General features: G+C 70.2%; 9 protein-coding genes. 3 read left to right on the forward strand and 6 right to left on the reverse strand.

Annotated features, from left to right (window positions below):
• Positions 1–225: 225 nt before the first annotated feature.
• Together ACFYZ8_RS10715 and ACFYZ8_RS10720 are read left to right on the forward strand one after the other, a co-directional pair.
• Positions 226–1,377 carry an oxygenase MpaB family protein gene (locus ACFYZ8_RS10715; protein WP_388534267.1) on the forward strand — a complete coding sequence of 384 codons (1,152 nt, stop codon included), beginning with the start codon at positions 226–228 and terminating at the stop codon, positions 1,375–1,377.
• 128 nt (positions 1,378–1,505) lie between these two features.
• Positions 1,506–2,978, forward strand: a complete 1,473-nt coding sequence (locus tag ACFYZ8_RS10720) for an aldehyde dehydrogenase family protein (protein WP_388534269.1) — start codon at positions 1,506–1,508, stop codon at positions 2,976–2,978.
• 593 nt (positions 2,979–3,571) lie between these two features.
• On the opposite strand, the gene ACFYZ8_RS10725 is transcribed toward ACFYZ8_RS10720, so the two are convergent.
• From ACFYZ8_RS10725 to ACFYZ8_RS10750, 6 genes are all read right to left on the reverse strand, one after another.
• Positions 3,572–4,474, reverse strand: coding sequence for an SDR family NAD(P)-dependent oxidoreductase (locus ACFYZ8_RS10725; RefSeq protein WP_388534271.1), 903 nt, complete (start codon positions 4,472–4,474; stop codon positions 3,572–3,574).
• A 39-nt stretch (positions 4,475–4,513) separates the two neighbouring features.
• Entirely contained in the window at positions 4,514–5,302 is a 789-nt protein-coding gene (locus tag ACFYZ8_RS10730) for an enoyl-CoA hydratase/isomerase family protein (RefSeq protein ID WP_388534273.1), read from the reverse strand.
• A gap of 28 nt (positions 5,303–5,330) precedes the next feature.
• Positions 5,331–6,206 carry a PaaI family thioesterase gene (locus ACFYZ8_RS10735; protein ID WP_389049796.1) on the reverse strand — a complete coding sequence of 292 codons (876 nt, stop codon included), beginning with the start codon at positions 6,204–6,206 and terminating at the stop codon, positions 5,331–5,333.
• 35 nt (positions 6,207–6,241) lie between these two features.
• Positions 6,242–7,003 (reverse strand): enoyl-CoA hydratase/isomerase family protein, encoded by a 762-nt coding sequence (locus ACFYZ8_RS10740; protein ID WP_388534275.1) that lies wholly within the window; start codon positions 7,001–7,003, stop codon positions 6,242–6,244.
• A 34-nt stretch (positions 7,004–7,037) separates the two neighbouring features.
• Positions 7,038–8,657, reverse strand: coding sequence for a class I adenylate-forming enzyme family protein (locus tag ACFYZ8_RS10745; protein ID WP_388534278.1), 1,620 nt, complete (start codon positions 8,655–8,657; stop codon positions 7,038–7,040).
• A gap of 742 nt (positions 8,658–9,399) precedes the next feature.
• The gene (locus tag ACFYZ8_RS10750; protein WP_388534280.1) at positions 9,400–10,605 is read right to left on the reverse strand and encodes a TetR/AcrR family transcriptional regulator; all 1,206 of its coding nucleotides are present in this window, start codon (positions 10,603–10,605) and stop codon (positions 9,400–9,402) included.
• Between the two features lie 137 nt (positions 10,606–10,742).
• Here ACFYZ8_RS10750 and ACFYZ8_RS10755 point away from each other — a divergent pair, with 137 nt between their 5' ends.
• Entirely contained in the window at positions 10,743–11,975 is a 1,233-nt protein-coding gene (locus tag ACFYZ8_RS10755; protein WP_388534282.1) for an acetyl-CoA C-acetyltransferase, read from the forward strand.
• Positions 11,976–11,993: the final 18 nt, after the last annotated feature.

Below are 11,993 nucleotides of genomic sequence, written 5' to 3' on the forward strand. Positions count from 1 at the left end.
GCGTCACGGGTCGCCGAAAAGTCGCCCTCAGGCCGCCGTGCGGACGCGGTCGGCAACCCGCGAGTCCTCCCGATCACCGGACAGTCATGTCCGTTCTGTGATGTTCGCGGCTTTTTGCATCTCAAGCCCTCGCGGGGGTTGACGCGGCACACCCCCGAGCATAGCTTGCTGGCGACTTGAGTTCCCGGGCGGGAACTCAAGTGGTGTCGAGTCAAGGAGTTCGAGATGAGCACTGTCGCCGCAGGTCACGGCAGCCAGACGGGAAAAGTGAAGATCACCAGGGAGGACCTGCTCGGCACGGAGAGGCGCTGGCGGCGCTTCGGCGAGCCGACCGCGGCAGGTGAGTCGCTCAACGAGGACGGCACGCCGGACTACGGCCTCTTCGGCCCGGGCAGCGTGGTCTGGGAGGTCCTCCTCCACCCGGCCACCGTCGTCTTCCTCAACGCCGTTCAGGGTGCGGTGCAGACGAAGGGCTACAACCCGATCGTCGCCGGCCTGCGCGACCGCGATCCGGTCTCCCGCAAGGCGCGGGAGGGGACGTTGAACATGCTGGACGTGTTCGACCGGCTCTCGCGCAACTCCGGCATGCACGCCCCGATGTGGCTCGGTGACTCCAAGACCGCCAAGCTGATGTACAAGCACCTCCACAACATCCATAAGAGGGTGGCCGGCGACGTCATCGACACCGCCCGGCCCGAGCTCGGCGGCTACGCCGCGAGCGAGCCGCGGGACGCCATGTGGGCGGCGCTGACGGAGATGCACCCCATGCTGCGTGTGTACGAGGCGTTCGCGTTCCGCGACGGAAAATTCCCGCACCGCCTCTCCCCCGAGCAGCGCGACCAGTTCGTCGCCGAGACCGGGGCGTACCTGAGGCTCGTCGGGGCGGCCGAGGAGGACATCCCCGCGAACATGGCCGAGCTGGGGGCCCTGTACGAGAAGTACGCCGACCTCTTCGAGCCCAGCACGACGGTGAACAACCTGCCGGACACCGGCGAGGACTGGACCGAGCTGGCCAAGGAGGCGGTGAAGAAGAACTTCCACATCTCACAGCTCCGCGCGCTCGTCCCGTATCTGCTGCAGACCACGCTGATCGAGCTGCCCGTCATGGGCACGCTCCCGGCCAGGATGCGCCGGTCGATGGGGCTCAGCCCGCGCAAGGACAAGGCCGCCGTCCGTGCCGCGAAGCTCTTCCTCCCGATCGCCTGGCTGATGCAGCAGGGCCCCTACGAGCGCTACATCCTGCGCCGCATGTGGGGCCCGGACAGCATCCGGCTGCTGGAGTCCGCCCGCCGCCTGCACGAGCAGACACTCGCGCGACGAGCCATGGACCAGCTCGTCGCAGGCGCGAACAGTGCGGGAGCGCCCGCCCCCGCCTGACCTGCCTGCCGAGCCGGGGGCGGTCCTTTCGCTGCACCGCCCTGCGCAGGCCGCCCTCTCGGGCACCGCACGCCCCTCGGGGGCCGCATCGAGACGCCGTGTCAGTCAACGATCCGAGGAGTACCCGCATGTCCTCTCTCACCCACGCCTCCCCACCCCCCGCGCCGACCCACGTGGACCGCAAGGAACTGGACCGGCTTGTCGCCCTGCAGCGCGCCGCCTTCCGGGCCGAGGGCGACCCCAGCGCGGACGTTCGCCGCCATCGCGTCGACCGGCTGCTGCTCGCCGTACTCGACGCCGCCGACGAGATCGCCGACGCGCTGGCCGAGGACTACGGGCGGCGACCGGCCACCCTGACCAAGGCCACCGAGCTTCTCGTCCTGATCGAGGAGGCGGCACACCTGCGCGACAACCTCGGCGAGTGGATGAAGCCGACCCCGGTCGACGGCCCCGTCCCCGCTTTCGTCCAGCACAAGCCGCTCGGCGTCGTCGGGGTCGTCACCGCCTGGAACTTCCCCATCGGCCTGGCCGTCCAACCGGCGCTGGACGCACTGGCCGCCGGCAACCGCGTCATCATGAAGTTCACCGACGTGCACCTCCGCACCGGTGAGGTCTTCGCCCGGGCCGTCGCCAAGTACCTGCGCGAGGACGAGGTCGCCGTCGTGTGCGGCGACGTCGAGACCGCGCGGGAGTTCGCCGACCTGCACCTCGACAAGATCATCTTCACTGGGTCGCCGGCCGTCGGCAAGCTGGTCGCCGCGGCCGCCGGCGCGAACCTCGTGCCCGTCACGCTGGAGCTGGGCGGGAAGAACCCCGTCGTCGTCGCCCCCGACGCCGACCTGCAGCTGGCCGCGCACCGCATCGCCACCACCCGCATGCTCAACGGCGGCCAGGTCTGCCTCTGCCCCGACTACGTCTTCGTGCCCCGCAGCCGCGCCGAGGAGTTCACCGCCGCGCTCCAGGCCGAACTCGCCGGGCTCTTCCCCACGTACGCCGACAATCCCGCCGCCGTGCCCCTCGTCAACGAACGCAATTTCGACCGCGTGCTGGGCCTGATCGAGGACGCCGTCGAGAAGGGCGCCAGGAGAATCACGCCCAACGCGGAGGAACCGTCCCGCGCGGACCGCTTCATTCCGCCGACGCTCCTGCTCGACGTCCCCGCCGAGGCGCGGATCGAACGCGAGGAGGTCTTCGGACCCGTCCTGACGATCCACGTCTACGACGATGTCGCCGAGCCGATCTCCTACATAGCCGACCGGCCGTCGCCGCTGGCCGCCTACTGGTACGGCGAGGACAGCGACGACTTTCACCGCTTCCTGCAGCGCACCACCTCCGGCGGCGTCACCCGCAACGACGGCCTGCTCCACCACTCCGTCGACGCTCCGTTCGGCGGAGTCGGCAACTCCGGCACCGGCGCCTACAGCGGCAAGGCGGGATTCGACGAGTTCAGCCACCGCCGGCCGGTGGCCGCCCAGCCAGGCCCCAGCGGCACCACCGACATCATCGTCGGCGCCCCGCTCCTCGACCCCGCGGTGAAGTTCGGGATCGACCAGGCGATCAGTGGAGCCGCGGCCGACATCCGAGCCCGGCTCGGGCTGTGAGCTGGTGGGCGGCTGTGTCCCCGGCCGCCCACCAGCCCGTTTCCCCTACGACGGACAGCACCCGGAGCATCGCGGCCCCGGCGTAGGGCATGGCATGGCACTCAACGGTGGGGCGAAGCCACGAGGGGCCGGTCGGCCGGATGGTCTTGCCTCGTTCTCCGTAGCAGCCCCGTCCGCTGGTCAGGTGAGCGACGAGGAAGAGGCCACGCCCCCTTCGGTCGGTGCTGCGAGCATGCCGTAGGCGTGGCTGCGTGTTGCTGGGGTGTGCCGAGCCGGCGTCTTTTCGCGGGCATCAACAACGAGTGCCGCGACGCCCGCGAGGCCGCCTCTCGCGTTCTCCGCCCACTGCGTGCTTCCGGCAATCGTCTGCCGAGGCGGGCGCCGCGATGACCGGCAGCTCTGGGCGTCCTGCCGGCCGCAGCGCCAGCAACGCGACATGGCCGGGCGCCCCGTGCCCGCCTCCATGGCGGAACGGGCACCCGGCACCGCCGAGAGGAGGTCCTGACCGGCTCCTTGCGGAGTCCGCGGAGTCTCCCCTCGGCTCTTCTATCAGGTGGTGGTCTTCGTGTCGGTCCGGCGGCCCGGCTGCGCGATCACCGGCCGTTTCGCCGATCGGTGACAGGGCGTGTGCACGCGGCAGCGAGGGAGTCAGCGGTACTGCTGGGCCAGTCGGCCCCGGTGGTGAAGTCGGCCAGATCGGGCCAGCGTTCGAGCACGGCGGCGGGAGTCAGCTCGGCGGCTGTGAATCGCACGCCGGCCGACCGCTGCCAACGCACTTCCGCCGCCCAGCCGCCGCCGGTCTCCACGACGGCGCCGGACCTGGTGCCGGCCGGATGGGCCAGCGCGAGGACGAAGGGTGACACCTGTGCGGCGGAAAGGCGGGCGCGCAGCTCGTCGTCGAAGACACCGTCGGTCATACCGGTGTGCGCCATCGGGGCGACCGCGTTGACCCGTACACCGTGCCGCTGCCCCTCGGCCGCCAGGGTCTTGGCGAAGCCGATGAGGCCGGCTTTGGCGGCGGCGTAGTTCGCCTGGCCGAAGTTGCCGTGCAGGCCCGCGCCCGACGTCGTCAGGACGATGCTCCCGCGCTGCCGCCGCACCATGTGCGGCCAGGCAGCCGCCGTGACCTCGTAGGCGCCGCCCAGGTGTACGTCGACGACGTCGGTCCATTCCTCCTTGGTCATCTGCTGGAACGTGTGATCGCGCACATGGCCGGCGTTCACCACCAGGGCGTCGATCCGGCCGTATGCGTCGACGGCCGCGGTGACGATCGCCGCCCCGTCCCGGGCGTCGGCCACCACGGCAGTGGCCGTGCCGCCGTCCGCCCGAATGCGGTCCGTCAGCTCCTCGGCTGCCGCCGCCCGGCGTGCGTGTACCACGACCCGGGCTCCTGCTGCTGCGAAATCCAGTGCGTACTGTCGGCCGAGACCGGATCCGGCTCCGGTGACGACCACCGCCAGATCACGGAAATCCAGCGGTCCCGGCTCGTCTGTCATGTTCGCTCCCTGCGGAGAGGTGGTGACCCGTCGGCGTCATCATGGGGTCCGAGGACTGTCTCCTGCGGATCGCGGAAGGTCCGCCTGCCGGACACAGGCGGCTTGGCCGCGGGCGGCCAGCTGCAGGCTTCGGTCGGGATCCGGCTCGGACAGCGCCGCCTTGGTGTGGGCGATGCCGGATCGCGGTACGCGCGCGATCTCTGCGGCGTACGCGCTCGCGGCGGATGGAACGTCCGCGTCCGGGTGCGAGCTCAGGGCGAGCCCCATCTGCACCGCCTGCGCTCCCGTGAACTCCCGGCCCGTGAGGATCAGGTCCAGCGCCCGTTCCCGCCCCACCGTCCTCGGCAGCGAGACCGTGGCCCCCATGTCGGGTATCAGTCCGTACCGCACCTCGCGCAGAGCGAACCGTGCCGTGTGCGCGACGATGCGTACATCGCACGCGAGGGCGAGCTGGCAGCCGGCGCCGAAGGCGACCCCGGTCACCGCGGCGATCACGAGGAACGGAGCCCGCTCCATCCAGCGGAACGCCTCCTGGGCCTTGGCGATGGACGGCAGCATCGGGTCGGGGTCGCCTTCGGGATGAGCGGCGAGGCGCTGGAGAAAGCCGGCCGGTTTGCGTATCTCGTCGAGATCGATGCCCGAGCTGAAGGACTTGCCGCTACCGCTGACGACGACGCACCGCACCTGCGGGTCCGCCGCCAGTTCCGCTCCGGCTTCCGCCAGTTCGGCCCACATCAAAGGGGTCTGCGCATTGTGACGGGCGGGCCGGTTCAGGGTGAGACGGCGGATCGCGCCGCCGCCGTCGACGCTGATGTGTCTGGTGGTCATCCTCTGCTCCTTCAGGTGCGGGGCCGGATCACCGGGCGTGGTGCCGTCCTGTCACGGTCGCGCTGACGCACTGCCGCCCGGAGTTGTCGGTTCCCGTTACCTCGACCACGCCGAACGACTGGCCGAGGTGTACCGGCCGTGCCACCGCGGCTACCGATGTCCTGTCGGTCCGCCGCAGGTAGGAGACGCTGACCGTCGCCGTTCGCAGGTCGCTCCCGTGGTGCGCGAGCGCGGCCGATCCCGCCAGTTCCGCCAGCCCCGCCCAGACGCCGCCGTGGAGCGTTCCGTATCCGTTGTTCCACGGCTCGGCCCGGGGAAGCTCGGCCCGGGTGTCCTCGCCGTCCACGGTCAGTCGGGCGCCGAGGTGGTCGGTGAAGTTCGCGGCGCCGCTGCCGACGGCGTCCTCCGTCGCGGCATCCGCGGCCGCCGGGTGCAGAGGGCCGGAAGCCGCCACGTTCTGGACCCAGGTGGAGCCCACCGCCACGAGCTCGCCTCGCTCGTCCGTCACCTCGCACTGGGCGAAGCCGCCGCTCCGATCACTTCGCGGCACCCAGGACGTGGCGTACAGCGCGGCGGTCCGCCACGGTGACGGGGCAACGATGTCGTACGCCAGCCGGGTGGTGAGCGACCAGCGTCCCGGTCCTGCCGCGTTGTAGATGGTCTCGGCCATCGAGTGGTCGAGGAGCACCGCCAGAGCTCCTGCCTGATGCCCGTCGGAGCCGTCCATCCACGGACCGGTGCGCATCACCGTTCGCAGAAAGCCGTCCTGGACGCGACACCCCAGGACGCCGAAGCGTCTTTCCGCCGCACCCGGGGTGCAGGCGTGGGGTGCGTTGTCCAGCCGCGCGTGCTCCCGGGGAGTGAGGGCGCTGGGGGCATGTGGTCTGGGCAGGAACAAGGACATCGGGCTCCTCGGGTGGATGTGCCGCCGGCCGTCCGCTACTTGTTCCTGATCTTGCGGTAGGCGTCGTTGATGCGGCCCACGATGTCGGGGTGCCAGATCACCTCGCGGTAGGCGAGGGTCTCGTAGGTGAGGGCGCTGACCGGGTCGAGTCCTGGCGAGGTCCGGGCCATCTCCTTGTTGTTGACGGCCGACTTGACGGTCGTCCCCGCGATGGAGGCGGCGAGGTCGCTCGCCTGCGCGACGACCTGGCCCTCGGGCGCCAGCCGGTCGATGAGGCCGATCCTCAGCGCCTCGTTCGCGTCGATCCGGTCGCCGGAGAAGGTCAGCAGCTTCGCCTGGCTCAGTCCGACGATCCTCCAGAGGGGGGAGAAATAGGGGGTGAGGCCGAACTTGATCTGCGGGTATCCGAAGAGGGCGTTCTCGCTGCCGATCCGGATGTCGGTGAAGACGGCGATGTCGCAGCCGCCGCCCAGCGCCGGGCCGCCGACCGCGGCGATGGTGGGCTTGCGGTAGTTCAGCAGGGTGCCGTACGCGCGCAGGCAGGCCTCGGAGTAGACCGCGCGGGTCTCCTCGGTGAACTCGGACTGCAGGTCCAGGTCCAGGCCGGCGCAGAAGATGTCCTCGCCGCCGGTCAGGACCACGGCGGCGACCTCGTCGTCGTACGCCCACGCGTCCAGCTGATCGCTCATCTCCGTCATCAGCTCGACGCTCAGCGCGTTGCGGCGGTCGAGGCGGTCGAAGGTGATGGTCCCGACTCCGTCCTTGACGACGGAGGTGATGTTTTCGAACGTGGTCATGTGCGTTTCCCTATCTCCGGGGAGTTTCCTGAGGTCAGTTCTCTTGGTGCGGAAGACGTGCGCCGATGTTGAGGTGGTGTTTCTGGACCTTGCCGGTGGCGGTCCGGGGGATCTCGGGGATCACTTGCCAGTGCGTGGGGATTTTCTGTCTGGCCAGCTTCTTGCCCTCGAGGTGTGCGATCAGCGCCTGGGGACCGTGCCAGACGGCTCCCGGTCTCAGGACGATCCAGGCGCCCACGCCCTCGCCCATGCGCGCGTCGGGCACGGCGGTGACCGCCGCCGCCTCGACGTCGGGGTGTGATGCGAGGGCGAGCTCGATGTCCATCGTGGAGAACTTCTCGCCGCCGCGGTTGATGATGTCCTTGACGCGGCCTGTCATCCGCACCCAGCCGGAGGGGTCGACCTCGCCCACGTCGCCGGGGTAGAACCAGCCTTCGCCGTCGATCTGTGCCGTTGTCAGGTCGGGGTCGGTGTAGCCGGACAGCAGCTGCGGTCCCCGGATCCGCAGCTCACCGACGGTTCCCGGCGGCACCGGCCGCCGGTCGGCGTCGACGGCCTGGATCTCCATGCCCCGCTGCATCCGTCCGTCCCACTCCCGGCGCCGGGCGAGCGGGTCGTCCGCGGAGGCGGCGGCGCACACACCAGCCGTCTCCGTCATGCCGTAGGCCCGGACCACCGCGACGCCGACGTTTCCGGCACGGTCGACGAGGGACGGCGGGATCGCGGCACCGGAACAGGCGTACGTCGGCAGGCGGTAGTCCGGTGACAGGTCTCGCTCGTAGCGCTCCACGAGGTCGGAGACGAACACGGTGGCCCCCATCATGAGCGAGACCCGGTGCTGCTCGATCAGCCCGAGGGCCTCGTCGGGCTGCCAGCCTCGTGTGATCACGGACCGCCCGCCGAGGAAGGCCGGGAAGATCACAGCCGCCAGGAAGCCGCCGAGATGGGAGAGCGGCGTCGGGGTGAGCGTCACGGTGTGTTCGTCGGCGCCGAGCACCTCCTGGAAGTTCCGCATGTGTGCGAACAGCGCGCGGCTGGAGAGCAGTGCGCCCTTGGGCAGCGACGTCGTCCCCGACGTGTACAGCAGCAGAGCGGGTTCCTCCGCCGCGAGCGGCTCGGGCAGCGGCCCGGCCTCGCCCGAGGCGTCGGGCACCTGCGCCCAGCCGTCCGGATGGCCGCCCACCACGTAGCGCACGGCCGGGGAGAGGCCGAGCTCGGCGAGCAGGCCGTCGAGTTCCTCGGTCGGCCGCCGCTTGCCGAGTTCGGCCGCGGCGGCCACCGCGCTGGGGCGGCAGTCGGCCAGGATGCGGCGCATCTCGTGCTCGCGGTAGATCGGCACCACGGGGACGTCGATCGCGCCGATCCGGAATGCCGCGACCTGGAGGACCAGGGCTTCGAGGCAGTTGGGCAGTTGCACGAGAACCCGGTCGCCCCGGCGGACACCGCGGCGGACGAGATCGGTGGCCACCGTCGTGGTCCAGAGGTCGAACTCCCGGTAGGTCAGGCTCCGTCCCTCGAAGGAGAACAGCTCCCTGTCCGGAAACCGCTTCGCCTGCGCGGAGAGCAGATCACCGATCCGGTCTTCGGTCCACAAGCCGATCGCCCGGTAACCGGCATGCCGGTAGGCCGTGGCCAGGTCGGACACCGTCGTCATCGAGGTGCTCCCTTCGGATGTGCGGGGCCCCGTGCGGCTAACGGGCGGGGCCAGAGACCCGTGTGGAGGGACGTTCAGCGGAAGATCGCTGAACGGCTGGCTGTCAGTTGTCAGGTCCTGACGAGAAGAGAGGAGCAGAGGCGCCCCGCGCGGAGGGCTGGCGACTCGCCATGGGTACGTGGCTGACTCGTTGCGCCGAAACTTACCTAGTTAATATTCACTAAGCAAGGTCTCCGGGTCGACCATCGGGTGGCTGTTTGCCCCCGAGGAAGGTCTCGGCGCGGCAGGCTGCTTTGCCCGGCGCCCTCGCCCGGACGGCCCCGCGACAGCCGGACCGAGGGCGATGGTCGGGGTTCGGAGGCAGTCCTACCGCCGAAGCCACTCGCCTGTCAGGCGGACTCGCCCACCCGTCAATCCAGTTGAACCGCGCCGTGTGGGCGGCGCACAGGAAGCCGATGGCCTCACTGACGCCGATGAGGTCTTCGACCCGGCGGACAACGGGTCTGCGTTGGTCGAAGCATCGGTACGGATCAGAACGATCACCCGTCGGCGTCCGGTCCTGCGGGTCTGTGCCGGGGCGGCGGCCCGACCCACTCTTCGCGATGCTCCACGGCGCGGGCACGCGCCATCGGTCATGAGGGACTTCACCGGGAGGCTGGGCCGGCACCCACTCCAATCCCCGCCCCGGCTTGGCCTTACGCCGCGTCCGCGTCCGCCAACCGGAATCCGCCGAAGGCCTGAGTCAGACCTCGTCAGGCGCGATCCGGGCCGGATCCGCTTCAAGCACCGCGCGCAGGAGTGCGCCGAGCTCGCTCTCTATCTGCCGTCGCCCGTGCAGGTCTCCGACGCGGACCACGTCATTGACGACTCCTCGTGCCGCGTAGACCAGTGCGCGATCCTCGCCGGCGGACAGGTCGGCACGCAGCAGCCGCAGTGCGGCCGTCCACTCCTCGACGTTCGCGTCCAGCTCGGCGCCGATCCTGTCCGCGGCCTCCCGCGGGAGGTTGATCGCCTCGGTCACGTAGACGCCGAAAAGGTGGCGCTGCTGGACGCCGGCGCGGATGTAGTCACGTACCAGATCCTCGAGCGGGACCCCCGCCCCTCCGTCCCCCTCATGCGCGGCGAGTCCGTGCGCGGCCTGGGCGAAGGCCGTCACGAGGATCTCGGACTTCGTCTCGAAGTGGTAGTAGATGCTGGGCCCCGACAGGCCCACCGCCGCACCGATGTCGTCGAGACTCACCCCCGTGTAGCCGTGCTCGTGAAAGAGCTCGATCGCCGTTTCCAGCAGCTCTTCGGCACGTGACCGCGCGTCCTGCGGGCGGCGGGGCTTGGCGGGCAGCCCTGCTTGGCCGTCCTCCCCCGTCGGCAGCCGTGTGTGGGCGGCGGCGATCGCGGCGGCGGCGAGAACGCGCTGATGTTCGGTGCGGGGCAGATGTACGCCGCTGACCGAGGCGCTCGCCAGCGTCGCCAGCGCGGCCGTGACGAGCAACTTGCTCTGGCCGAGGTCGACGTCGGGGCGAGCGCGCCTCAGCTGCTCGGAGAACCGCAGGGTGAAGCGGGCGAACCTCGCGTCGATCGCCGCCCGCTCCTCACCACCGAGATGCCGCTTCTCCCTCTGCAGCAGAACCCACAGGTCACGCCGGTCGAGGGCGGCGCCCGCCAGGCGGAAGAGGGTGTCGTCGAGCGACTGCCCGGCACCGTCGAGAGCCGCGTCCGCGACATCGAGCCCACTGTCGATGGCGCCTGCGAGCAGAGCGTTCTTGTTCCGGAAGTGCCGGTAGACGGCCGGGGCCGTGACCCCGACCTCGGTCGCCACGTCGGCGAGGGCGACCGCATGGAAGCCGTAGCGGTAGAACCGCCGCGCCGCGGTCTCCGCCAGCTGCCTTCTGCGCTCCTCCGCTCCCAGTCGGGGTGCGCGCTGACCACTTCGTGTCGTCGCTCTAGCCACAGCTCATCTTCCCATCGCCATGCCGGCGTGATTCGCCGGACCCGAAACGAACACACATCAGGGTCTTGTTTAGTGAATATTAACTAAGCTACGGTCCGGGGGACAACCTGCTCCCACTCCCGGAAGGAAGCCCAGGTATGTCCTCCCGCACACCGTCATCGCCGGAAGCGTTCATCTACGACGCCATCCGCACCCCGCGAGGCCGGGGTAAACGGTCCGGGTCCCTCCACACGATCAAGCCCGTGTCGCTGGTCGTGGGACTCGTCCAGGAACTGCAGGCACGCCATCCACGCCTTGATCCCGCCGCCGTGGACGACCTGGTCCTGGGCATCGTCTCGCCCGTCGGCGACCAGGGCTCGGTCCTGCCCCGTACGGCGGCGCTCGCGGCCGGTCTGCCCGACACCGTGTCCGGCCTTCAGCTCAACCGCTTCTGCGGGTCCGGACTGGAAGCCGTGAACACCGCCGCGCAGAAGGTGCGTTCCGGATGGGACAACCTGGTGATCGCCGGCGGCGTCGAATCGATGTCGCGCGTACCGCTGGGCGCCGACGGCGGCGCCTGGATGAACGATCCCGAGACGAACCTCGCGACGTCCTTCATCCCCCAGGGCGTGAGCGCGGACCTGATCGCCACGATCGAGGGCTTCACCCGCGAGACCGTCGACTCCTACGCGGAACGCTCGCAGCGCCTCGCCGCGGCCGCCTGGTCCGGCGGTTACTTCACGAAGTCCGTCGTGCCGGTGCACGACCGCAACGGCATCCCGGTCCTGGACCACGACGAGCACATGCGACCGGACACGACCGCCGCATCGCTCGCCCCGCTCACACCGTCCTTCGCGAAGCTCGGCACCCAAGCCGGCTTCGACGCCGTGGCCCTCCAGCGCTACCACTGGGTCGAGCGGATCGAGCATGTGCACCACGCCGGCAACTCCTCGGGCATCGTCGACGGCGCGGCCCTGGTGCTGATCGGCGACGAGCACGTCGGCGAGCGGTACGGACTGACCGCCCGCGGACGCGTCGTCGCCACCGCCACCTCGGGCGCCGATTCGACGATCATGCTGACCGGCCCCATCCCGGCGACCCGCAAACTCCTCGACCGCACAGGCCTGACCGTCGAGGACATCGACCTCTTCGAGATCAACGAGGCGTTCGCGGCGGTACCGCTCAAGTACGCCAAGGATTTGGCGATCCCGATGGAGAAGGTGAACGTCAACGGCGGCGCCATCGCGATGGGACACCCGCTGGGCGCGACCGGAGCGATGTTGGTGGGCACCGCGCTCGACGAACTCGAGCGACGTCAGGCCCGTCGCGCCGTCGTCACCCTGTGCATCGGCGGCGGCATGGGCGTCGCCACCCTCATCGAGCGTCTGTGACGCCCCCTCACCAGCCCA

Origin of the sequence: Streptomyces sp. NPDC001668 (assembly GCF_042893155.1) — a bacterium.
Classification (GTDB): Bacteria; Actinomycetota; Actinomycetes; order Streptomycetales; family Streptomycetaceae; genus Streptomyces.